General features: G+C 69.2%; 27 protein-coding genes. 11 read left to right on the plus strand and 16 right to left on the minus strand.

Features of this window, described 5'->3' with window-relative positions; genetic code table 11:
* Nucleotides 1-2: 2 nt before the first annotated feature.
* The 4 genes from AC3WR5_RS31025 to AC3WR5_RS31040 are packed head-to-tail and all read right to left on the minus strand — an operon-like array spanning nt 3 to nt 2,201.
* Nucleotides 3-413, minus strand: a complete 411-nt coding sequence (locus AC3WR5_RS31025) for a hypothetical protein (RefSeq protein ID WP_492489549.1) — start codon at nt 411-413, stop codon at nt 3-5.
* A gap of 29 nt (nt 414-442) precedes the next feature.
* Nucleotides 443-844 carry an energy transducer TonB gene (locus AC3WR5_RS31030; RefSeq protein WP_492489551.1) on the minus strand — a complete coding sequence of 134 codons (402 nt, stop codon included), beginning with the start codon at nt 842-844 and terminating at the stop codon, nt 443-445.
* On the minus strand, nt 844-1,788 hold the full coding sequence (locus AC3WR5_RS31035; RefSeq protein ID WP_492489553.1) for a 2-hydroxyacid dehydrogenase: 945 nt from the start codon (nt 1,786-1,788) through the stop codon (nt 844-846). Before AC3WR5_RS31035 ends, AC3WR5_RS31030 begins: the two co-directional genes overlap by 1 nt.
* Complete coding sequence (locus tag AC3WR5_RS31040; protein ID WP_492489555.1) at nt 1,785-2,201, minus strand: VOC family protein; 417 nt, start codon at nt 2,199-2,201, stop codon at nt 1,785-1,787. The genes AC3WR5_RS31035 and AC3WR5_RS31040 overlap by 4 nt, the downstream gene beginning before the upstream one ends.
* 142 nt (nt 2,202-2,343) lie before the next feature.
* Between AC3WR5_RS31040 and AC3WR5_RS31045 the strand changes: the two genes are divergently transcribed.
* From AC3WR5_RS31045 to AC3WR5_RS31060, 4 genes are all read left to right on the plus strand, one after another.
* Nucleotides 2,344-2,508 carry a hypothetical protein gene (locus AC3WR5_RS31045; protein WP_170200963.1) on the plus strand — a complete coding sequence of 55 codons (165 nt, stop codon included), beginning with the start codon at nt 2,344-2,346 and terminating at the stop codon, nt 2,506-2,508.
* 170 nt (nt 2,509-2,678) lie between these two features.
* Entirely contained in the window at nt 2,679-3,578 is a 900-nt protein-coding gene (locus tag AC3WR5_RS31050) for an RNA polymerase sigma-70 factor (RefSeq protein ID WP_492489557.1), read from the plus strand.
* Nucleotides 3,579-3,688: 110 nt separating this feature from the next.
* Complete coding sequence (locus tag AC3WR5_RS31055) at nt 3,689-4,144, plus strand: carboxymuconolactone decarboxylase family protein (RefSeq protein ID WP_492489559.1); 456 nt, start codon at nt 3,689-3,691, stop codon at nt 4,142-4,144.
* Between the two features lie 55 nt (nt 4,145-4,199).
* On the plus strand, nt 4,200-4,940 hold the full coding sequence (locus AC3WR5_RS31060) for a DUF72 domain-containing protein (protein ID WP_492489561.1): 741 nt from the start codon (nt 4,200-4,202) through the stop codon (nt 4,938-4,940).
* Between the two features lie 28 nt (nt 4,941-4,968).
* Here the strand turns inward: AC3WR5_RS31060 and AC3WR5_RS31065 are convergent, their stop codons facing one another.
* Nucleotides 4,969-5,973: an SDR family oxidoreductase gene (locus AC3WR5_RS31065; protein ID WP_492489563.1), complete on the minus strand. Its 1,005-nt coding sequence runs from the start codon at nt 5,971-5,973 to the stop codon at nt 4,969-4,971.
* A 92-nt stretch (nt 5,974-6,065) separates the two neighbouring features.
* Here AC3WR5_RS31065 and AC3WR5_RS31070 point away from each other — a divergent pair, with 92 nt between their 5' ends.
* Complete coding sequence (locus AC3WR5_RS31070) at nt 6,066-7,187, plus strand: metallophosphoesterase (RefSeq protein ID WP_492489564.1); 1,122 nt, start codon at nt 6,066-6,068, stop codon at nt 7,185-7,187.
* Between the two features lie 87 nt (nt 7,188-7,274).
* Nucleotides 7,275-7,481: a hypothetical protein gene (locus AC3WR5_RS31075; RefSeq protein WP_141291998.1), complete on the plus strand. Its 207-nt coding sequence runs from the start codon at nt 7,275-7,277 to the stop codon at nt 7,479-7,481.
* A 10-nt stretch (nt 7,482-7,491) separates the two neighbouring features.
* On the opposite strand, the gene AC3WR5_RS31080 is transcribed toward AC3WR5_RS31075, so the two are convergent.
* On the minus strand, nt 7,492-7,986 hold the full coding sequence (locus tag AC3WR5_RS31080; RefSeq protein WP_492489567.1) for a DUF1579 domain-containing protein: 495 nt from the start codon (nt 7,984-7,986) through the stop codon (nt 7,492-7,494).
* An 18-nt stretch (nt 7,987-8,004) separates the two neighbouring features.
* Complete coding sequence (locus AC3WR5_RS31085) at nt 8,005-8,715, minus strand: NIPSNAP family protein (protein ID WP_492489569.1); 711 nt, start codon at nt 8,713-8,715, stop codon at nt 8,005-8,007.
* Nucleotides 8,716-8,798: 83 nt separating this feature from the next.
* On the opposite strand from AC3WR5_RS31085, the gene AC3WR5_RS31090 reads away from it, so the two are divergent.
* Nucleotides 8,799-9,773, plus strand: a complete 975-nt coding sequence (locus AC3WR5_RS31090; RefSeq protein ID WP_492489571.1) for a helix-turn-helix transcriptional regulator — start codon at nt 8,799-8,801, stop codon at nt 9,771-9,773.
* 43 nt (nt 9,774-9,816) lie between these two features.
* On the plus strand, nt 9,817-10,746 hold the full coding sequence (locus AC3WR5_RS31095; RefSeq protein ID WP_492489572.1) for a LysR family transcriptional regulator: 930 nt from the start codon (nt 9,817-9,819) through the stop codon (nt 10,744-10,746).
* A 3-nt stretch (nt 10,747-10,749) separates the two neighbouring features.
* On the opposite strand, the gene AC3WR5_RS31100 is transcribed toward AC3WR5_RS31095, so the two are convergent.
* Nucleotides 10,750-11,868, minus strand: coding sequence for a DUF2855 family protein (locus AC3WR5_RS31100; protein WP_492489574.1), 1,119 nt, complete (start codon nt 11,866-11,868; stop codon nt 10,750-10,752).
* A 203-nt stretch (nt 11,869-12,071) separates the two neighbouring features.
* On the opposite strand from AC3WR5_RS31100, the gene AC3WR5_RS31105 reads away from it, so the two are divergent.
* The gene (locus AC3WR5_RS31105; protein WP_492489576.1) at nt 12,072-13,196 is read left to right on the plus strand and encodes a phospholipase A; all 1,125 of its coding nucleotides are present in this window, start codon (nt 12,072-12,074) and stop codon (nt 13,194-13,196) included.
* Here AC3WR5_RS31105 and AC3WR5_RS31110 read toward each other — a convergent pair.
* Nucleotides 13,177-14,118 (minus strand): LysR family transcriptional regulator, encoded by a 942-nt coding sequence (locus tag AC3WR5_RS31110; RefSeq protein ID WP_492489578.1) that lies wholly within the window; start codon nt 14,116-14,118, stop codon nt 13,177-13,179. The genes AC3WR5_RS31105 and AC3WR5_RS31110 overlap by 20 nt on opposite strands.
* Nucleotides 14,119-14,221: 103 nt before the next feature.
* Here AC3WR5_RS31110 and AC3WR5_RS31115 point away from each other — a divergent pair, with 103 nt between their 5' ends.
* A complete protein-coding gene (locus AC3WR5_RS31115) occupies nt 14,222-15,427 on the plus strand; it encodes an aspartate aminotransferase family protein (protein WP_492489580.1) in 1,206 nt (401 codons plus the stop codon).
* Nucleotides 15,428-15,433: 6 nt separating this feature from the next.
* Here AC3WR5_RS31115 and AC3WR5_RS31120 read toward each other — a convergent pair whose 3' ends face one another.
* The 3 genes from AC3WR5_RS31120 to AC3WR5_RS31130 form a co-directional block, all read right to left on the minus strand.
* Nucleotides 15,434-16,276 (minus strand): crotonase/enoyl-CoA hydratase family protein, encoded by an 843-nt coding sequence (locus AC3WR5_RS31120; RefSeq protein WP_492489581.1) that lies wholly within the window; start codon nt 16,274-16,276, stop codon nt 15,434-15,436.
* Nucleotides 16,273-17,373 (minus strand): CaiB/BaiF CoA transferase family protein, encoded by a 1,101-nt coding sequence (locus tag AC3WR5_RS31125; protein WP_492489583.1) that lies wholly within the window; start codon nt 17,371-17,373, stop codon nt 16,273-16,275. The genes AC3WR5_RS31120 and AC3WR5_RS31125 overlap by 4 nt, the downstream gene beginning before the upstream one ends.
* Before the next feature lie 88 nt (nt 17,374-17,461).
* Nucleotides 17,462-18,373: a hypothetical protein gene (locus tag AC3WR5_RS31130; RefSeq protein ID WP_492489585.1), complete on the minus strand. Its 912-nt coding sequence runs from the start codon at nt 18,371-18,373 to the stop codon at nt 17,462-17,464.
* A gap of 152 nt (nt 18,374-18,525) precedes the next feature.
* On the opposite strand from AC3WR5_RS31130, the gene AC3WR5_RS31135 reads away from it, so the two are divergent.
* Nucleotides 18,526-19,194, plus strand: a complete 669-nt coding sequence (locus AC3WR5_RS31135; RefSeq protein WP_492489587.1) for a nitroreductase — start codon at nt 18,526-18,528, stop codon at nt 19,192-19,194.
* Nucleotides 19,195-19,209: 15 nt separating this feature from the next.
* Here the strand turns inward: AC3WR5_RS31135 and AC3WR5_RS31140 are convergent, their stop codons facing one another.
* From AC3WR5_RS31140 to AC3WR5_RS31155, 4 genes are all read right to left on the minus strand, one after another.
* Complete coding sequence (locus AC3WR5_RS31140; RefSeq protein WP_492489589.1) at nt 19,210-19,722, minus strand: class IV adenylate cyclase; 513 nt, start codon at nt 19,720-19,722, stop codon at nt 19,210-19,212.
* Nucleotides 19,719-20,162, minus strand: coding sequence for a GNAT family N-acetyltransferase (locus AC3WR5_RS31145; RefSeq protein WP_492489590.1), 444 nt, complete (start codon nt 20,160-20,162; stop codon nt 19,719-19,721). Before AC3WR5_RS31145 ends, AC3WR5_RS31140 begins: the two co-directional genes overlap by 4 nt.
* A gap of 109 nt (nt 20,163-20,271) precedes the next feature.
* Nucleotides 20,272-21,138: an alpha/beta fold hydrolase gene (locus tag AC3WR5_RS31150; RefSeq protein ID WP_492489591.1), complete on the minus strand. Its 867-nt coding sequence runs from the start codon at nt 21,136-21,138 to the stop codon at nt 20,272-20,274.
* A complete protein-coding gene (locus AC3WR5_RS31155) occupies nt 21,041-21,559 on the minus strand; it encodes an SRPBCC family protein (RefSeq protein ID WP_492489593.1) in 519 nt (172 codons plus the stop codon). Before AC3WR5_RS31155 ends, AC3WR5_RS31150 begins: the two co-directional genes overlap by 98 nt.
* Between the last annotated feature and the right edge of the window lie 37 nt (nt 21,560-21,596).

The following is a 21,596-nucleotide window of genomic DNA, read 5'->3' on the forward strand; positions in this document are numbered from 1 at the left end:
CGTCAGAAGAAACCAGCCAGGAAGGCCGCTGCCTCTGGCGACAAACCCACGATCTTGTTCGTCGCCTGCCGGTAGAACTTGAAGTTCAATTCCGTCTCCGGCCGGCCGTCGTTCCAGTCCGAAAACACCTCCAGCTCCGCGCGGCCCAGGCGACGCTTGGCGAGCCCGGTGCGCGCCACGGTGATGCTGACCCGTGGGGTCTGTCGCTCGACGCCTGGCATGCGCGGCACCGCCGCCGCCGCCGTCACGACACCACGCGCCACCAAGCCCATGCCACCTTCGTTCTCGCTGGCGAACAGGTAGACCACATCACCCACCGCAATCGTCTTGCCGCCGTACATGGTTTTCTGGCGGGGGAAGTCGAAGGTCTTGGCCCGAGGGTCGGAGATTTCGGTCTTGATGGCGAATGTCATGGGCAGGCGGCCACAGGGAATGGCCGCTCTTACTGCAGCCGCCAGACGTATTTCACTTCGTGGTCATATGGCGCCCCGGTCTTCTTGAAAAGTCCCGGGCACTTGAACTTTGCAATGGTGGCCCTGTCGAGAATTTTGTGCGCTCTGGTAGACCCCGAAGAATTAACGACATCCGCGTCTGTCACCACGCCCTCTTCGTCCACATGAACGCGAATTACAGTCACGCCAGTCGCCTCTGCACGTATGGCTTCCTTGGGGTATCCATCGCGGTTCATGCACTCCATGGCTGCCGGAGAAATCACATGTCGCTCGGACGCTTCCTCTGCATGGATCACCTGCGCGGACATCACGAGAAAAATCGCACAGCCCCACTGCGGCAGCACGGTTCGGAATCTCAGCGCTGCGTGCACCGCAAGATCGTTCTGGTTCATCAATAGCCCCGGTTTGGGTTCACAAAGTCCAACTCACAGTTTTTACGCCACCTCGCAATGCTCCCCGCCACCACCGCCGCGGCCGTCCCCATGTCCGTCGGCCCCGAGCAATGCGGCAGCACCGTCACCCCCGGATGCTTCCATTGCCACTCGCTCGGCGGCAACGGCTCAGTCGCAAACACATCGAGCACCGCATGCGCAATCTGGCCGCTGACCAGCGCCGCCCGCAAGGCCTCGTCCTCCACGATCCGCCCGCGCGCGAAGTTGATGAGTTGCGCGCCGCGTGGCAGCCAGGCCAGTCGCTCGGTGTTCAACAGGCCGGTGGTTTGCGGCGTGAGCGGGAGCAGGCAGACGAGGATGTCGCAGGCGGTGAGCATGGGCTGCAGTTCATCGTCGCCGGCAAAGCAGGTCACGCCTTCGATGGCCTTGTGCTTGCGGCTCCAGCCTCGGACCTGGAAATTGGCGGTGAGCAGGCGGCGGGCGGCTGCTTCGCCAAGAGCGCCGAGGCCGAGCAGGCCCACGGTGCGTTGGCGGGCGGGCACGTAGGGCTGAGACTGCCAGATGGCCTCGGCCTGCTGGCGGGCGTAGCGGGGCATGTCGCGGTGCAGGTAGAGCGTCCAGGCGAGCACGGCTTCGGCCATGGTGTCAGCCAGCTGCGGGTCGACCAGGCGGACGATCTTCAGCGGCGTGTCACCCAGCTCTGCCACCAGCCGCTCCACGCCGGCCCAGACGCTTTGCACCCATTGCAGCGCCGGAAGCTGGCGCAGGTCTGCAGGCTCCGGGTTGGCGACCACGGCGACGGTGCAGGTGGCGCGTTCTTCGGCGCTCAATGCGTCGAAGCGCACGACGCGCTCGCCTGGCATGGCTTGCTGCAGCGCCTGCACCCAGGCATCGGTTTCACTGTCGCCAGCGCGGGCGACAAAGGGGATGGCGCCTGCCGTCATGCGGCGTACACCGCATCCAGGTCCGCGAAGCCCTTGACCTCGATCGGGTTGCCCGAAGGGTCCAGGAAGAACATCGTGGCCTGCTCGCCGGGCTCGCCGCGGAAGCGGATGCTGGGTGCGAGTACGAACTCCACACCTGCGGCGCTGAGCCGGTCCGCCAGGGCTTGCCAGGCAGGCAGTGCCAACACCACGCCGAAATGCGGCATGGGCACCATGTGTTCGCCCACGCGGCCGGTGTTGGCGACAGCAAACGGTTCGCCCAGGTGCAGCGAAAGCTGGTGGCCAAAGAAGTCGAAGTCGACCCAGGTCTCGGTGCTGCGGCCTTCCTCGCAGCCGAGCAGGCCGCCGTAGAACTGCCGGGCCTCGTCCAGGCTGCGGACGTGGATTGCCAGGTGAAACAGTGAGGTGGCCAAGAGGCGCTCCGGTGGGTGAAAAGCAAGCCCCAAGGGTAGCGCGCCCGGCCCGCCCATGCCCCAATGTGCGGTAACGCACAGACCGGCCGCGCTTCCACGCGTACAAGCCATGTCCTCACAACGCTTCAGAAAGCATTTTTTCATGGCCAACAACATTGCCGCTCACAAGCACCGCACCCGCCTCCATGTGCTGCGCGACCGCGTGAAAGCCGCGCTGCGCGACACCAAGCGCGGGCTGGCCGGTGCCAAGGAGCGGCTGGCGATGCACCAAGCCAATCGCGCCGCCTACCGCGCCGCGAACCCCTGAGATCCTGGCCCACTGCGGCCACCTCTCCGGCGCCTGCCGAGCCAGCTCGCAGGCGCCCGCAAACAGTTTGACCCTGGCCCCGCGGGATGCGGCAATCCAAGGTCCACTGCCACTTTGCGAAAAACAGCCTCGCGCTGTCACAAACTACCGGGCCGCTCCGTCTAGGCTTCATGCCGACTGATTCGAGCCAGCCCATGACCACCACCCCTGACGCCTTCGCCGCCACGCGCCCGCGCCTGCACGCCATTGCCTACCGCATGCTGGGCACGCGGGCCGACGCCGAGGACGTGCTGCAGGACGCGTGGCTGCGCTGGCAGCAGGCGGACCAGGCGGCGCTGCAGTCGGCCGAGGCCTGGCTGGTGACGGTGGTCACGCGGCTGTCCATCGACCGGCTGCGCGCCGCCAAGGCCGAGCGGGCCGACTACATCGGCTGCTGGCTGCCCGAGCCGCTGGTGGAGGTGGAAGAGCGCACGCCGGAAACTGTTGCCGAGTTGGCCAGCGACCTGTCGGTTGCCTTCATGTGGGCGCTGGAGCGGCTGACGGTGGACGAGCGCGCCGCCTTCCTGCTGCGCCAGGCCTTCGACCGCGACTACGACGAGATTGCCACCATGCTCGGCAAGAGCGAGGCCGCCTGCCGGCAACTGGTGCACCGAGCCACCGAGCGTGTGCGCCAGGGCCAGCGGCGCTTCGAAGTGCCACGCCACACGCACCGCGAGCTGCTGGCGAAGTTCATGCACGCAGCGCAGAGCGGCCAGACGCAGGCCATGGAAGCGCTGCTCGCGGCAGACGCCGAATTCGTGGGTGACGGCGGCGGCAAGATGCCCGCGTCTTCCAAGGTGCTGCAGGGCGGCCACCGCATTGCCAACCTGTACGGCGTGCTGCCGAGCAAGGTGGAAGGTGGCGTGGCATACCGCCTCGCCGAAGTCAACGGCGAGCCAGGGCTGCTTCGCTACTTCGGCGGCAAGCTGGAATCGGCCCAGGCCTTCGTGACCGACGGCGAGCGCATCGTCGCGATCTACGTGGTGCGCAACCCGGACAAGCTGCAAGGCATCGCGCAGCAACTGCATTGAGCGCACCGCGAGATTTTTCGGCAAGGCTGTCACAGGCGCCCAGGTCGCCGCGTCTTGATGAGTGAGAGGGCCGCAATCGTGCTGGCCCGGCTTCACGAAAGACTGCCACCATGACCGCCCACGCCCCCCGCGTCGCCTATTCCCAACTCGCCCCGCAAGCCTTCAAGGGCCTCTACCAGGCCTCCGGCGCGCTGCGCAAGGACCGCCTGGGCGCCCGCCTGGTCGAGCTGGTGTTCCTGCGCGTCTCCCAGATCAACGGCTGCGCCTATTGCATGGACATGCATTGGCGGGACCTGGTCAAGCTGGACGCCGACCCGCGCCACCTGAACGCCGTCGCCGGCTGGCGCGAAGCGCCGTTTTTCAGCGAACGCGAACGTGCCGCGCTGCGCTGGGCCGAGCTGGTGACCGACATCCCGCACAAGGACGCCAGCGACCAAGAGTTCGCGTTGCTGAAGGCCGTCTTCTCCGACGAGGAGATTGCCGACCTGGCCTTTGCCATCGCCATCATCAACGCCTGGAACCTGATCAGCGTGAGCATGCGCAACCCGCTGCCGGAACAGGCCTGAGCCACACCGGCACCCGGCTTGCCGAGAGACCGCATCGTCGGTTTCAAGGCATCTCATGCACATCGGCACCGCCGGGTGGTCCATTCCCAAAGAGGTGGCGACGGCATTCTCGGGCGAGGGCCAGCACCTGGCGCGTTATGCGCGGGTGATGAACTGCGCCGAGATCGACACGTCCGCCTACCGCCACCATGCGCCGGAGGTCTACGCCCGCTGGGCGGCCATGACGCCGCCGGGCTTCCGTTTCGCCGTGAAGCTGCCGCAGGCCATCACGCACGAGGCACGGCTGCGCCGGGCGCGCAAGCCGCTGCAGCAATTCCTCCACGAAGCGAGCGGTCTCGGGGACAAGCTGGCGGTGCTGCTGGTGCAGTTGCCACCATCGTTCGCCTTCGAGGCCAGACCGGTGCGCAGCTTCTTCGCCTTGCTTGCAGAGCTGTACGCCGGCGCTGTGGTCTGCGAACCGCGGCATGCGAGCTGGTTCACCCCTGCGGCAGACCGCACGCTCGCCAGCCTGAAGGTCAGCCGCGCTGCCGCAGACCCGGCCAAAGTGCCCGAGGCCGCCCTGCCCGGCGGCTGGCTGGGCCGGCAGGGCGACGGCAGCGGCGCACTGCTCTACCACCGCTGGCATGGCTCGCCCCGCGTCTACTGGTCCCGCTACGAAGATGCATGGTTGCGCCAGCAAGCCCGGGCACTGCGCGCCTGGCCGGCCAGCGCCGATTGCTGGTGCCTGTTCGACAACACCGCCGCTGGCGGAGCGCTGCCGAACGCGCTGGCACTGCAGGGCTTGCTGCAAGCCTGAGCTGCGTCGACGACGAAGTGGCAGGCGATCAGGCCAGCCGCCGCGGCCGGGGACGCAGCGCCGCCAGCACCACCAGCGCCAGAGCGCCCAGCGCGTAGGCACCGAGCTTGCGCGCATCGGCGTGCCGCGCGTCACGGTAGCCACCGTCAATCGCGTGGCCTTGCGTCGGCGCGAACAGGTTGCCCGCACTCACCGCCGCCGGGTCGGCATGGGCCAGCGAACGGTCCATCAGGCCGTAGGTGGTGCTGGCGACCAGGTCCGGTGCCAGCGCATGCGCCAGACGCGCCGGCCAGGCCACGGCGCCAATGCTGACGGTGGGCCGCGGGTTGTGCACCAGATCGACGAACAGCAGCGCCACCTCGCGCGGGTCCACCAGCGGTGAAGGCGGCTTCAGGTGCTTGCCTGTGTAGTTGGCGCCGTGCGTGAAGCCGGGCGTGTCGACGAAGGTCGGGTAGACGGCACACACGTGCACGTCCGGCAGGTCGCCCAGTTCGGCCCGCAGCGCCTCGGTGAAGCCGCGCAGGCCGAACTTGCTGGCGGTGTAGGCGGTGGCAAAGGGCGAAGGCGTCCAGCCGCCCAGCGAGATCATGTTGATCAAGGTGCCCTGCTGGCGTTCGCGAAAATGCGGCACCACCGCGTGCGCGCCGTTCATGTGGCCGATCAGGTTGGTCTCGATGATGCGGCGATGCGCCTGCGCCGGTGTGTCCTCGAAACGACCGACCGCGCCGACACCCACGTTGTTGATCCACACGTCAATGTGGCCAAAACGACCGATGGCCGCCTCGGCCAGCGCCTGCACCATGGTCGCATCGGTCACATCGGTGGGCACCACCAGCACCTCGGCGCCAAATTGCCGGCACTCGGCCGCAATGCCTTCCAGCCCCTCTCGGCCACGCGCGGCCAGCACCAGCTGCGCGCCATCGCGGGCAAACGCCAGCGCCCCGGCCCGGCCAATGCCGCTGGAGGCGCCTGTGAGCACGATGACCGGCTGTGCGACGGGCCGATTGACCGGCGCCGATGGGCTGGAGGACATGGGATCTCCCTGTTGGGCTGAAACGTGGAATGGCTGGCGGTATCAGGCAAACCGTGTTCCCGACCGCTTGAAGCGCCACCGCCCGGCCCCACATGGCCACGATGCCCATCCTCTTGCTGACCGCCCTGCTCCACCTCTACATCGGCTGGCGCATCGCGCCGCAGTTGCCAGGACCCTGGGCCAGCGGCCTGCTCATCGCCGTGCTGGTCGCCTCCGCAATGCTCATTCCGGCCGCCTTCTTCGGCCGCAAGGCCCGCGCGCGCAGCAGCGCGGACCGCTGGACCTGGGCCGGCATGACCGCTTTGGGCCTGTTCTCGATGCTGTTTGTGCTGACGCTGCTGCGCGAATTCGTGCTGCTGGCCGCGATGCCGTTTGCCTCGCTGCCGCCGCTGGCGGCAGTCACCGCCGAGACCGTGCCGGTGCTGGCCTTGCTCGGCGTGCTGCTGGGCTTCCTGAACGCCCGCCGCACAGCGCAGGTGCGCGAGGTAAAGGTGCCGGTGGCCGGGCTGCCGGCCGCGCTGGAAGGCTTCACCATCGCCCAGATCACCGACGTGCACATCGGCCCCACCGTCAAGAAGCCGTATGTGCAGGCCATCGTGGACCGGGTCAACCAGTTGCAGGCCGACGCCGTGGCCATCACCGGCGACCTGGTGGACGGCCGCGTGCAGGACCTGCACGACGACGCCGCGCCGCTGGCCGGCCTGCGCTCGCGCCACGGCACGTTTTTCGTCACCGGCAACCACGAGTACTACAGCGGCGCGCCGGAATGGGTGGCGCTGCTGGGCAAGCTGGGGCTGCGCGTGTTGACCAACGAACACGTGGTGCTGCAACACGGCAGCGCGCAACTGGTGATGGCCGGCGTGGCCGACTTCAGCGCCGGCCACTTCGAGCCCGAAAACCGCAGCGACCCGCAGCGCGCGATGGCCGGTGCGCCGGCCGGCGCAGGTGCCAAGGTGCTGCTGGCCCACCAGCCGCGCAGCGCACCCGCCGCGGCAGACGCCGGCTTCGACGTGCAACTCTCCGGCCACACCCACGGCGGCCAGTTCTGGCCCTGGAACCTGTTCGTGCCGCTGCAGCAGCCCTTCACCGCCGGCCTGCACAAGCTGCGCAACCTGTGGGTCTACACCAGCCGCGGCACCGGCTACTGGGGCCCGCCGCTGCGCCTGGGCGCGCCATCGGAAATCACCTGGCTGCGGCTGGTTGCCGCGAGCTGAGGCATGATGCAGCGGAGCGCTGCACGCCATCCCCAAACTCTCGGCGAGCCGGCCAGGCCGGCAGCTGTCCGCAACGAGGATTTGACGTTGAACACCCCTGACGAAATGCTCAGCCGTGGCCTGCTCACGGCAGACCAGCACCACCAGATCAGCGCCTGGATTCACCATGCCAAGACGCCCGAGGCCATCATGCAGATGCCAGCCCCGCTATGGCAGGCGCTGTCGCTGGCCAGCGTGTTGATGAACGTGGACAGCGAGCTGACCCAGCCGCCGAGCTTCGACCTGGGGGCTTGAGCCGCTGCGCTCAGCCGGCCACGCGCTCGATGCGCTCGAAGCGCATGACCCAGTTGACCTCCCAACTCTGGCCGCCATCGGTCGAGAAGGCCTGCTCCCAGCCGGGCGAGTCGCTGCGGGTGTCGGTCCAGCGGAAACGCACGCGGATGGGCTGGCCGTTGAACCGGTCGTCGGCGTAGAACAGGCCGGTGCCCTGGTCATCGAAGCTGCCCAGCATCGGCGTGTCGAGCTGGTGAGGATGGCGCTGGTCCAGCCACCAGATGGCCCATTGCCGAGTCTCGCCGTCGAACGAGCGAAGCGTCACCGCGCGGTAGCTGCCGGCCGGCAGGTGCAGCAGGTTGTCGTCCACATTGCCGGCGCCGCCCAGCAGCGGCCGCGTCTCGCAGCTGCCGGAAAAGGTTTCCCATTCGTTGCAGCCAGCCAGGCGCTCGCGCAGGCGGCGGTGCTGCACCTGCCAGTGACCGTGGAAGAAGTCGAAGTCGTGGGCGTTGGAAGCGTGGTTCATGGTGTCTCCTTTGAAAACTCAGGCGTGCAGCGCTGAGCGAGAGGTGGGCAGCAGCCGCAGCTGCTGTGTGGGACGGGCAAGCCATGGCGCGAGCGCCGGGCCAAAGCCGGCCCAGGCGTCCAGCGCAGCGAGGTCCGCGAAGATGGCCACGCAGACCAGCACCGACTCGCCTTCGCGCACCGGCAGCGCCGGGAAGTTGTTGGGCGTGGCGTCGGTGACAAACCAGGCTTGCTCAAGCGCACCGGCGTCGGCCAGCTGCCGCGCAAGCGTGTGCCGGCAGAGTGCCAGCAGGTCGCCGCTGGCCGGCGCCGCGAGCGGATGGACGTGGACGGCGCAGGTGCCGGCGGGCGCCGCAACCCGCGGCGCGGGTGCTGCCAAGCCCGCACCAGGCCACGCAGGCCGCAACAGCAGCACATCGTCCGAATCGATCATCGTGGCGTTGGCCGCATCGCGATGCGCCTGCCAGATGGGGCCGCCGTAGAACGCACCCAGGCTGGCTGGCCGGCTGGCCATGTCGGCAAAGCCGCGCAGCCAGACGAAGCGGTCGGCATCGTCCAGGTCGCGGAACTGGCCCAGCACCTTCAGTCCTAGCGCTTCCTGCGGCTCGATGAACTCGCGCTCGAAGAGCCCGATCAAGCGGTCGCGCTGGCCGGGGTGCAGCGTGTACTGGCGCAGCTCGGCGACGGGGCAGTCTGGCGGCGCTGTGGACGAGGAAGAGGTGGCTGTCATCGGTGTCTCCATGGCAATGAAGGCGATGATCGGCGACATAAGATGACACCTTCTGTCATGTTTTAACGCCGTGCGACAAAACCATGAAAGCCAGCCGCCTGCTGTCCATCCTGATGCTGCTGCAGTCCCGCGGGCGGCTCACCGCTGCGGCGCTGGCAGAGGCCCTGGAGGTGTCCGAGCGCACCGTGCTGCGCGACATCGACCAGCTCTCGGCCGCTGGCGTGCCGCTGTGGGGCGAGCGCGGACGGAGCGGCGGCTTCCAGTTGCGCGAGGGCTGGAGCACCCAGCTGACCGGCATGACCGAGCCCGAGGCCAACGCCTTGCTGCTGGCCGGCCTGCCCGGCCCAGCCACCGAGCTGGGCCTGGGCGCTGCGGCCGCATCCGCCCGCCTGAAACTGCTGGCCAGCCTGCCACCCGGCTGGCGCGAGCAGGCCAACCAGGTCGGCGAGCGCCTGCACATCGACCCGGTGGACTGGTACCGCGCGCAGGACACGCCCAAGTACCTGCGCGAGGTGGCCGACGCCGTCTGGCACGCCAGGCGCCTGAAGGTCCACTACGACAGCTGGCGTGGCGCCGTCGAGCGCGAACTCGAGCCACTGGGCCTGGTGCTGAAGGCCGGCGCCTGGTACCTGATCGCACGCAGCACCGGCCAGCCGGGCGCACGCACCTACCGCCTCGCCAGCCTGCTGGACCTGGCATTCACCGGCACGACCTTCCAGCGCCCCCGCAGCTTCAACCTGGCCGAAACCTGGCGCGCCTCCGCCGCCCGCTTCGAGGCCGAGCTGCGCACGTTGCAGGCCCACGTGCGCGTATCGCCACGCGCCCTCGGCTGGCTGCGCAACAGCCGCCTTCCCGCGGTCCCGGTGCCAGGGTCCACCCCGTCCACGGACGATTGGCAGGAAGTGCTGATGCCCATCGAGTCCATCGAACACGGCGCACGGCAGTTGCTGGGCTGGGGCGCCGAAGTGGAAGCGCTGGCACCTGCCGAGTTGCGCGCACTGGTGCTGAGCATGGCGCAGGCGGTGGTGGCGCGACTGGAAGGTCGACCTGTCACCTGAGGGTCAGCCAACCGACACCTGGGCGGCGCACACTTCAGTTGCCATGCGCACGCCGCCGTTGATCGCCATCGAGGCCTTGTTGGCTGCCGCCGAAACCGGCAGCTTCAGCTTGGCGGCGGAGCGCTTGGCGATCAGCGCTTCGGCGCTGTCGCGGCGCATCCAGGCACTGGAGAGCGCGCTGGGCCGGCCCTTGTTTGTGCGTGGGCCGGGCAGCGCGCTGGCATTGACCGCCGCGGGCCGGCAGTACCTGCAGGCGGTGCATGGGCCGCTGCAGGCGATTGCCGATGCCGGGCTGGCGCTGCAGGGCAAAGCCCAGGCGCCGGTGCTCAGGCTGATGGCCTCGCATTCGCTGGCCACCGGCTGGCTGACGCCTCGGCTGGGCCAACTGGGCGACCTGCTGGGCGGCTGCGAGATCGAGCTGCTGATTGGCCGCACGCCCGCCGAGCTGCTGCGCTGCGGCGCGGATCTGGGCTTGCTGGCAGGCCCGCTGGAGGACACCCACGCGACGGAGCTGGCCACGCGCCCGTTGGTGGAACTGACCGCGGTGCCGGTGGCTGCACCGCCGCTGGCGCAGGCCTTCGCAGGCAGCAGCGAAGTCCTGGTACCGCAAGTCCTGGGCTCGCGCCGGTTGGCGGTGCAGGAACCCGGTGACCTCTGGCCGCACTGGGCCCGGGCGGCCGGTTGGCGCGTCGAAGTGGCCCCCAGCGCCAGCAGCTTCGCCACGCTGATGCTGCTGTTCGAAGCCTGCGCCGCCGGCAGGGGCCTGGCGCTGGGCCTGGCACTGCATGCCGAGCGCCTGCTGCGCGAGGGCCGGCTGCAGCGCCTGCCGCTGCCTGCGATGGCGCTGGGCCGACACTACCTGATGGCCCAGCCCGCCCAGCTGCCGGCAGCCCGCCGTCCCCATGTGCGCCGCCTGGGCGACTGGCTGGAGGCCGAGGCGGCCCGCAGCGCGGCGGTGTTTGCGGCGAGCTGACCTTCAACTACCCGGCCGCGCCACGAGCAGGCTGGACGCAGGCCATTCATTGCGCTGCAGCCGCAACCAGCCGGCGGCGATGGCGTCTCTGCCGTCCAAGTGGCGATACTCGAACCACGGGCGCTGGACCTCGGTCCACCAACCCAGCGCTTCCTGCAGCCGCTGGTCAAACTCGCCAGCGCCCCAGTCCGCCACCAGCGCCTGGATCTGGCGCGGGCCCGAAAAGACCTCCGTGGGCACGCGCAGGCCTTGCGCCGCAGCGCCCACCTCGCCGCCATGCGTGCTGCCCACGCACAGCAAGCGCTGGCAGCGCGGTGCTAGCGTGTGCAGCAAGCGCCCGAGCAAAGCCGCGTTGCCAGAGAAGTCGACCACCAGCACCGGGCCGGCCGTGTGCGCAAGCTCGGGCATTGCTTCGTAGCTCACCAGGCGTTCGAACAGCGCCATCTCGCGCAACCAGGCGGTGTTGCGCGCACTGCTCAGGCCGAGCAAGCGGGTGCGGCCGCCCATCAGATGCGCCAGCCCCAGCGCCGTCTTGCTGGCCGCGCTGACGAGGATCAAGGAGCTGCCTGGGGCCAGCTCCAAGGCCAGCCGCTGCGCGAGCGCGAAGGAGGTGATGAACAGCGGCTGCCAGCAGGCCTGGGCCGCCAGCGCGGCCTCGTCGCCAGTGGGGGCTTCACGGTATTGCTGGTACACAGGGTTCAGCCCCGCACGCGCGGGGCCCACCGCGCGCAGGCCTTGCCGTGCCGGCATCACCTGCAGGCGCAACACCGAGGCCAGCGGCCACAGCCCGAACCAGCGCGAGCCCGGCGCAACGCCAGGCAGGCCGGACGCCAGCACCCGCGCATGCCCCCAGGCCGGCACCTGGGCCCAGCCCGCGGCGGCGTCCGCTTCGTCTGGTGGGTAGAGCGACCAGAAGCCCAGCGAGTCGCCCATGGCCGCATAGGTCAGCGTGTTGGCACTCAAGGCCAGCCGCTCGACGGCCAGGTGCAGCTCACCGGGCGCAGCCTCCTCCGGCAGCACCGCCGGCCGCTGCAAGGTCCGGCCGAAGTCCTGCCTGTCGACCAGCAAGCGCCAGCCGTTGCACGGCTCTTGCGGCGGCACCCTCTGCACTCTCTGCCCCATGCTCAACCTCCGTCTTTACAACACCGAGCCGCCATGATGGCCAGCCGGGGCCAGCGCTGCCAACGCATTCGATGCAAGCCGGCTTGCGCCAGACGCAAGCACGGCGGCGAGGCCGCGAACCTGTTGTGCTGTAGGCCTCGGCTGACACCACGGCGCGCTGCGGCCAAGGAGAATTCGGCGGTTGTTTTCTGCAAGGTTCCCGCATGCCCCGGCCCCCCGCTCCCTCAGCCACCATCCCCCCGTCCCGCCAACCCGGACTGCGGCTGCTGGCCGGCGCCATCGGAGCCGCCCTGCCCTGGTTCGCCCAGGCGCAGAGCCTGGCCGACTGCGCTGCGCTGACCGATGACGCCAGGCGCCTGGCCTGCTACGACACCTTCGCCCGCGGCAGTGCAGCGCCAGCCGCGCCAGTTGATACCAAGCCCGCACCCGTGCCGCTGCCGGTACGCAACGAGCCCAGCGCGCTGCAGCAAGTGGCCACCGCGCCCAGCGGCCAGGGCCTGGCCGCGGCCGACTACCTCACCAAGTTCTGGGAGTTGGAACCCAGTGCCAAGCGCGGCACCTTCGTCGTGCGCACCTACCAGCCCAATGCGCTGCTGCCGGCGCATTACTCCAACAACATCAACCGGTTGCCGGCCAGTCCCACGCACGCCAGCGACGGCGTCCAGCAGCCCTACAAGAGCACCGAGGCTGCGCTGCAGCTTTCGCTGCGGGCCAAGGTGCTGGAAGACGCGCTGTTGCCCAATGCGGACCTGTGGGTCGCCTTCAGCCAGAAGTCGATCTGGCAACTGTGGAACAGCGCCGAATCCTCCCCGTTCCGCAGTTCCGACTACCAGCCCGAGGTCATGTACACGGTGCCCATTTCGGACAAGCTGGGCCTGCTGCCATCGGGGTGGCGCTGGCGCATGCTGCAGGCCGGCATCGCGCACGAGTCCAACGGCCAGCCCGACCCGCTCTCGCGCAGCTGGAACCGGGCCTACCTGGGCACCGCCTTCACGCGCGACGACTACGCGCTGCAGGCCGTCTTCAATCACCGGCTGGCCGAGACCGGCACCGACGACAACCCGCACATCACCGACTACATCGGCCACACGGAGTTGAGCGCCTCCTGGTTTCCGGGCGTGAACACCATGCAGCTGGTGGCGCGCACCTCGTTCAAGTCCTGGTCCAAAGGCTCGCTGAAGCTGAGCTGGAGCCACCCGGTGTTCTCGGACAAGCCCGACGGCCTGCGCTGGTACGTGCAGGCCTTCACCGGCTACGGCGAGACGCTGCTGGACTACAACCACCGGCAGACCAGCATCGGCGTGGGCTTCACGCTGTTCCAGCTGTAGGCGACAAGGCGCCCTCGTCGCCGAAGGCCTGCAGCGCAAACTCGATGAAGCCCTTCAGCTTGGGCGAGCGCTGGCGCTCAGGTGCATAGAGCAAATGCATGGGCCGGCTGGGCAGCGCGTGGCCGGTCAGCAGTTGCAGCAGGCGGCCTTCGGCCAGGTCCGCCGCCACCATCACTTCCGGCAGCATCGCAATGCCCAGGCCGGCCAGCGCTGCGCGGCGCAGCGCCTGCGCCTGGTTGACGGCCACCGGCCCGTCGACCGCGACAACGATCTCGCCCCCGCCTTGCGCAGCCGCGAAGCGCCACTGCCGCTCGGTCCAGCGCCATTCGGTGCCGGCCGGGTAGGTGAAGGCCAGGCAGTCGTGGCCCGACAGTTCCTGCGGGCGCACCGGCCGGCCGCGGCGGGCCACGTAGGCCGGCGCGGCGCACAGCAGCAGGCGGTGCTCGCGCAGCGGGCGCGCTACCAGGCGCGGGTTCTCCAGCGTGCCCAGGCGGAACGCGGCGTCGAAGCCTTCGTCCACCAGGTCCACCAGGCGGTCGGTCAGCACCACGTCCACCTTCACGGCGGGATGGCGTGCCAGGTATTCGGGCAACAGCGGCATCAAACACTCTGCGCCGAAAGTGGGCGGCGCGGTGACGCGCAACGTGCCGCCAGGCGTAGCCAGCGCGTCTTCGGCCAGCCGGCCCGCCGCCTCGATCTGGCCCAGGATGTCGGTGCAACGCGCGTGGTACAGCGCGCCGAACTCGGTCAGGCGCTGGCGGCGCGTGGTGCGGTGAAGCAGCAGCGCGCCCAGGCGCTGCTCCAGCGCGCGCAAATGGTTGCCCACCATGGTGGTGGACATCTCCAGGCGCTGCCCGGCGGCGGTGAGGCTGCCGGCGTCCACCACCGCGGTGAACACCTGCATGGCTTGATGAAGGTCCATGCGGGTGATTGTCAACCAAGACTGCAAGGTGATTAAAGATACGGCGCATTGATCTTGATTGGCGTGTTAATGACACTGCAGCTCCCGCCTCAAGGAGACCGCCATGCAGATCATCGAAGCCAAGCCACCCGCCTGGCGCAACCCGCCCGCCGCGCTGATGCAGACCTACGCACCTGCCGACGTCGAATTCGTTGCCGGCCGCGGCGCGCGGCTGTGGGACGCGCAGGGCCGCGAGTACCTGGACGCCGTGGCGGGCGTGGGCGTGAGCCTGCTGGGCCATGCCCACCCGGCGCTGGTGGCCGCCATTGCCGACCAGGCCGGCCGCGTGCTGCACCTGTCTAACCTGTACCACGGCGCGTGGGCGCAGCGGCTGGCCGAGCGGCTGGCGGCGGTGTCTGGCATGCAGCGCGCGTTTTTCGGCAACTCCGGTGCCGAGGCCAACGAGGCGGCGTTGAAGCTGGCGCGGCTGCATGCGCGCAAGCGCGGCATTGCGCAGCCGCTGGTCGTCGTGATGACCCAGGCCTTCCACGGGCGCACGCTGGCCACGCTGTCGGCCAGCGCCAGCCCTGTGGTGCGCGAAGGCTACGCGCCTTACGTGGAAGGCTTCCTGCGACTGCCGTTTGGCGACGCGCAGGCGCTGGCCGATGCACAGGCCGAGCATGGCGAGCGCATCGTCGCGGTGCTGGTGGAGCCGGTGCAGGGCGAAGGCGGCGTGCAGGTGGCGCCGCCCGGTTACCTCACCGCGCTGCGCACGCTGTGCACCCAACACGGCTGGCTGCTGATGCTCGACGAGGTGCAGACCGGCCTGGGCCGCACCGGCCGCTGGTTCGCGTTCCAGCACGAAGGCGTGCTGCCCGACGTGCTGACGCTGGCCAAGGGCCTGGCGGGTGGCGTGCCGATTGGCGCCTGCCTGGCGGCCGGCGAGGCAGCCGAGCTGTTCACGCCCGGCAGCCATGCCAGCACCTTCGGTGGCAACCCGCTGGCCTGCCGCGCGGCCTGCACGGTGCTGGAAGTGATCGAGCAGGAAGGCCTGGTGGCCAATGCCGCCACGCAAGGCAAGGCACTGCTGAACGGCCTGCGCGAGGCGCTGGCGGAGCGGCCACGGGTGAGCGAGGTGCGCGGCCTGGGGCTGATGCTGGGCATCGAGCTGGATGCGCCTTGCCGCGAGATCGCGCTGCGGGCGCTGCAGGAACACCGGCTGCTGCTCAACGTGACCCGCGACAACGTGGTCCGCCTGCTGCCGCCGCTGGTGTTGCAGCGGCAGGAGGTCCAGTCCATCATCGGCGCAGTGGCCGCGCTGACGGCCTGATGGCGTTCATTCGTCCTTGAACACCGGCGCGCGGCCTTCCATGCCGGCGCGCACGGCCTCCTGCTGCTGCGCGCCGCCCATCACCTTCTGCTGCTCGCGCGCCTCGGCCAGCAGCACTTCGGCCGGCATCGTCTGTGGCAGCAGGTTGCACAGGCGCTTGGCACCGCGAATGGCTTGCGGGCTGCGCGTGGCAATGCCGGCGGCGATGGCGCGGGCCTCGGCCAGCGGGTCGGCGCAGGCCCGCGTGGCCAAGCCCAGCGCCACCGCCTCTTCGCCACTCACCACGCGGCCGGTGTAGACCAACTCGCGCAACTGGTCGCCGCGCACCAGGCCGGCCGCCAGCGCCATGCCGGCCATGTCCGGTACCAGGCCCCACTTGATCTCCATCACGCTGAGCTTGGCGTCCGGCGTGACCAGCCGAATATCGGCCCCGAGTGCCACTTGCAGTCCGCCGCCATAGGCCACGCCATGCACCGCGGCAATGACCGGCACCGGCAGCGCATGCCAGCCCCAGGCCACCTGCTGGAAGGCGTTGGCCAAGTCATGGGTGCGAGCCGCCAGGTCGTTCATGTTGCCGGCGTCGTGCGAGCGCTGGGCGCGTTCGCTCTCGCCCATCGCGACGAAGCTCGCCAGGTCCAGCCCGGCGCAGAAGGCCCGGCCTTCGCCGTGCAGCACCACCACGCGCACGCGCTTGTCTTCGGCCAGCTGGGCGATCGCGCGGTTGATGGCCTCGAACATCGCCGTGTCCAGCGCGTTCATCTTCTCGGGCCGGTTCAACGCGACTTCGGCGATGCCGCGTTCGTCGATGCTGAGGCGCACACGGGCGCTGGTTTCGGTGGGGCTTGTCATCGGGTCTCCTGTGAAGCGGGTTCCGGCCGCCAGCGCGCCAACGCCTCGGCCAGGGTGGTTTCGCCGGGCGCCTCGGGCGGGCGGGAAGGCGTGCGCGAGAAGCGTGGGGCCGGCGCGGGCTGCGTCAGGCCGTCGAGTTCGACAAAGGTCTGCCGTGCCTGGTTGTGTCGGTGCTGCGGCGCCTCGTCCCAGTCCAGCACCGGGGCGAAGCAGGCATCGGTTCCTTCGAGCAGTGCGCACCATTCGTCGCGCGTGCGGGTGGCGAACAGCGCTGCCATTTGGGCTTTCTGCGCGGGCCATTGGGCTGGGTCGAGCTGCGCGTCGAACACGGCATCCGTCATGCCGCAACGCTGGCGCAGCTCGGCGTAGAACTGCGGCTCGATGGCGCCGATGGCCACGAACTTGCCGTCCGCGCAGGCATAGCTGTCATAGAACGGCGCACCGCCGTCCAGCATGTTGCTGCCGCGCTGGTTGCTCCACTCGCCGCGCGCGGTGTAGCTGTACATGAAGGCCGACAGCAGCGCCGCGCCATCGGTCATTGCCGCGTCCACCACCTGGCCGCGGCCGCTTCGCTGCGCCTCGTTCAGCGCGGCCAGCAGGCCCACGGCCAGCAGCATCGCGCCGCCGCCGAAGTCGCCCACGTAGTTCAGCGGCGGCACCGGCTTCTCACCGGCACGGCCAATGGCATGCAGCGCCCCGCTGATGGCGATGTAGTTCAGGTCATGCCCTGCTGCATGCGCCAGCGGCCCGTGCTGGCCCCAGCCGGTCATGCGGCCATAGACCAGGCGAGCATTGCGCGCCAGGCACAGCTCCGGGCCCAGGCCCAGCCGCTCCATCACGCCGGGGCGGAAGCCTTCGATCAGCGCATCGGCCTGGTCGATCAGCGCCAGCGCCGCTTCGATGCCCGGGGCGCTGCGCAGGTCCAGCGCCAGCTGCGCGCGGCTGCGGGTGGTGATGTCGGTTGGCACCACGGGCACGCCCGGCCGGGTGATGCGCAGCACGTCCGCGCCCATGTCGGCCAGCAGCATGGCGCAGAACGGCGCCGGGCCCAGCCCTGCGAATTCCACGACCTTGAGTCCTGACAACGGTCCGGCCATGCCTTGGGTCCTGACTGGCAATGAGGGAGTGCCATCTTGGCCGAGCACGTCGCAGCGAGCCATCGGCGTAAACAATGAAAAGTGCGGCTCAACGCAGCTGCAAGGCCTCCAGCCGCGCCCGCAGCATCGGCGGCAACTCGACCGGCCTCCGGCTCTCCTTGTCGATGCAGACCAGCACCGCGTCCGACACGGCATGGCAGAGCGTGCCGTCGAACAAGGCCGTGCGCATCGGCATCGCGCTGCGGCCGATGGGGCCGGCGCCGCTGGCCAGTTGCCACTCGCGCGGCGGCGGGGCCACGCGCAGGATGCGCAAGCGCACCTGGGCCACCAGCGCGTGCATCTTGCCCGTGGCGGGCAAGCCCTCGGCCTGGCGGTGCAGCAACTGCATGCGGCCATGCTCGACGTAGCGGGCCAGCGCCAGCGCGTCGGTCTGGCGCTGCGGGTCCAGGTCGCTGAAGCGCGTGGCGAGCGTGGAATGCATCGCATAGGCCTCGGGGCCGGCCTGCAGCGCAGCCGGGTCGTCACCGCCCGCGGGTGAACCAGCCAGCAACTCGCCTGAGGGCGGCGGCTGGTCCTGCAGCGCGGTGGCCAGCAGCGCCGCCACGTCGCCCGGCAGCGGGCAGGTTTCGCCCTGCTGCCAGGCGCGCATCTCGATGTCCTGCAGGCCGATGCAGCGCCCGGCCTGGAACAGCCCGCTGGCCAGGCGCCAGCGCTCGCCTTCCACCGCCAGCAGCCGCAGCCCGGCCTGCAGCGGTGCCGGGTAATGACCTTCCTCGATGAAGTGGGTGACGAGCTCGGAGGGCCGCAACATCGGCGCTTCTCGGCGCCAGCTCTGCGCGCCGAACAGTGCCATCTGCCACTGCTGGCGGGCCTCGATGTGCAGGCCGATCACGGCGCTGTTGTTCAGGTGGCCCAGCGTGTCCACGTCTGCATGGCGCGGATGCAGCGTGGTGTGCCAAGCATAGGCGGCAGGGTCGAGTCGCCAGGCGGGGTGTCTCATCGGTGACAGCAAGCTCGCGGTGCAAAGAGGCATCTTAGAGGCGCCGGCCGCCAAGCAGGCCAATCCGGGGAAATGCGAGCCCGGGCCGGCAGGCGGTCCCGGCATCTGCCAACATGCACGCCTCTGTTGAGGCCCTCTTTCAGGATGTCCCGATGCAAGTCCAAGAAGCCATTGCCTCGCGCCGCTCGGTGCGCGATTTCCTGCCCACCCCCGTGCCGGGCGAGACCATCCGCCGGGTGCTGACGCAGGCCCTGCGCGCGCCTTCCGGCGGGAACCTGCAGCCCTGGTACCTGCACGTGGTGGGCGGCGAGCGGCTGGACGCGCTGAAGGCACTGATGCGCGAGCGCCTGGCCGCCGGCACCGCAGAAGAAGCCGAGTACGACGTCTACCCCCGCGAACTGCTCTCGCCCTACCGCGACCGGCGCTTCCAGGTCGGCGAGGACATGTACGCCACCATGGGTGTGCCGCGTGAGGACAAGCCCGCCCGCCGCCGCTGGTTCGCCCGCAACTACGAATTCTTCGGCGCCCCACTGGCCCTGTTCTGCACCATGGACAAGCGCCACGGCCCACCGCAATGGTCAGACGCCGGGATGCTGCTGCAGACCCTCATGCTGCTGCTGCGCGCCGAGGGCCTGGACAGCTGCCCCCAGGAAGCCTGGGCCGTCTACCCACAAACGCTACGCGAGTTCCTCGGCATCCCGGAGGACCGCATGCTCTTCACAGGCATGGCCATCGGCTACGCCAACACGGCACACCCGGTGAACTCGCTGGTGGCGCAGCGTGCGCCGCTGGAAGAGGTGGTGAGTTTCGAGGGGATCTGAGGCGCCGGGTCGCTATCAACGGCCGGCCAGCAAGTCCACATAGGCGTCCTGCACCAACTGGTCTGGCGCCACGCCGAGCTTGCCCATCAACGCATGCGCCTCGGCCACGCCGTCCGCCTCGGATTCTTCAGGCGCCAACACAACTTCGAGTTCGAGAAAGTCGCCCAGTCCCAGCACGCAGTCCAGGTGGATGCGGGTGCGGCCGGCGATGAACAAGGTGCGCTGCTTCTGCACCCGCCCGACGACACCATGCGCCAGCTTCAACACCTCGCGCAGGCTGTCCGGCGATTCGGTTGGTGAGCGCTGGTAGAAGCTGGTCTTCGGGCCTGCGCTGTCGGCCCGCTGGTAGAAGATCAGCTCGCCGCGGCCGTCCGCGAACTGGCGAAGCTTCAGCCGGCCCTGCGCGCACGCGAAGAAGCTGTCGTCCTGCTGGATCAGCGTCGGCCCTTCGTCGGCGACTGACGCGGCGAGCGGCAACAGCGCCTCGACGCTGGCGATGCGGGCCTTGATTTCGATGTTGCGGTTCATCTCTCTGCAGCCTCGGGTTCGAGATTCATCTCATACCTGAACTCGCCACCCTCGGGCTCCCCCACCTTTCGCCAACCTTTGCGTTCGTAAAACCCGCAGGCCCTGGTTGTCACGCCGGTGGTCAGCCACAGCAAGGGCAACTTCACCGACCGCAGCCAGGCCAGCATCTCGTCGTGCAAACGTCCGCCATGGCCAAGGCCCTGCGCGTTCGGGTGCACGAACAGCGCCCAGATATTGCCGGTCTGCACATTGCCGATCGCGAAGGCGACGATGCCGCCTTCCTGCTCCACCACCCAGCCGCGGCCGGTCTGCTCGATGGCCTCGATGACCTCCTCGTCCGAGATGCGGCCAGGGGTCAGGGTGTTTTCGGTGACGGCGTAGCGGACGGACCAGATGCCAGGCAGATCGGTGCGGATGGCTTGGCGCAGGGTGAATGCCATGTGGTCACCCTGGCCGCACAACTGCTGTAAGAAGTCTTGCCATGCCCATCGTCTTGCTCCCTGTCGATCAAGTTGCCGTCGCGCACTTTGCCATGCACCCGGACAGCAGTCATGCCTCAGGCATGGGGTCCACCATCAGCGCTGCGGCAAAACTGCAAATGGCCTCGGCAGCTTGGCGGGAATGTGTCTGAAGCAGGAAGTGCGGCGCGTTGAACGACGCCCACTGCAGATCTGCCTTCAACTGGCGAACGCGTTGGCCGGCCGCGGCAGGAACCACCCAATCCTGCGTGGCCTGCAAATACAGCATCGGCACAGCCACCTGCTGCAAAGCGCTGCCGGCATCGACGGCCAGCACGGCTTTCAGCCGCGCACGCAGCGCTTCCACCGAGACAGAAGCCAGCGCTTCGGCCAGGGCTTGCTGCAGCGCGGGGCTGGTCCAGCGTCCCATCAAAAGCCGCCCCAGCCAGGCCGAAGGCACAGCGCGCATCGGCAGCCAGCGCATGACGCTTCGCAGGCCTGAGGCCCAGGGATGCGGATTGCACGCGAAAGTGCAGGACAGCACGACACCACGCAACATTGGCGGACGCTCCGCCGCCAGCAGCAACGCCACGGGCCCCGAAAACGATTCGCCCAACAGCACGTACAGCCGATCCCGGGGAAGTTGCGCGCGCACGCGGTCGACCAGTGCTTCGTAGCCGGCAGGCAAGGTCGTGGGATAACGCATCACCAACGCTTCGCAAGTTGCGGGCAAGGCAGCCAGGAACGGTTCAAGCAAGATCCCGGTGCCGTCCAGCCCAGGCAGCAAGACCAGCGTAATCAACCGGCGTCCTCCGCCGGCACGACCAGGCGCATCGGTCGGTGAGGCGCGCTCGCGCTCATCACGCGGCGTGAACAGGTGTCGCCGACGTGTCAGGCGCCAGTCCCGCCAGTACCGCGGCCAGGCGGTCCAGGTTCTGCTCGTTGGCCACCACGACAAAGGCGGCGATGCGGTCGCATTCGGCCTCGGTGTCGAAACGCTGCTGCCAGTGCACCCTGGTCTGTTGCGTGCCGACCGGCTCCAGGCGAAGCGTCATTTCGAAGTGGTGGCCGGAGAGGTGGTCGAACACGATGAGTTCGGGGGCGACGACCTGGGCAAACACGCTTTCGTTCGGGAAGTCGCTGCCGTCCGGCGCGTGCATCACGAAGCGCCAGCGGCCGCCGGGCCGGAAGTCGAACTCGGCGAAGGTGTTGCGAAAGCCTGCCGGGCCCCACCACTGCGCGAGTTGCGTGGGGTCCGCAAAGGCCCGGAACACCCGCTCGGGCGGCGCATCCAGCAGCCGGTGGCTGAGCATGTCGCGGCCATGCTGGCCGATGGCGGGCAGCGCGACCGCAGGCGGGGTGGCGGGTTCGGACTTCATGGCAGAGATGCTACTGCGACCTCGCTGGCGGCAGCGA

The organism is Ideonella sp. FW305-24 (assembly GCF_058788035.1).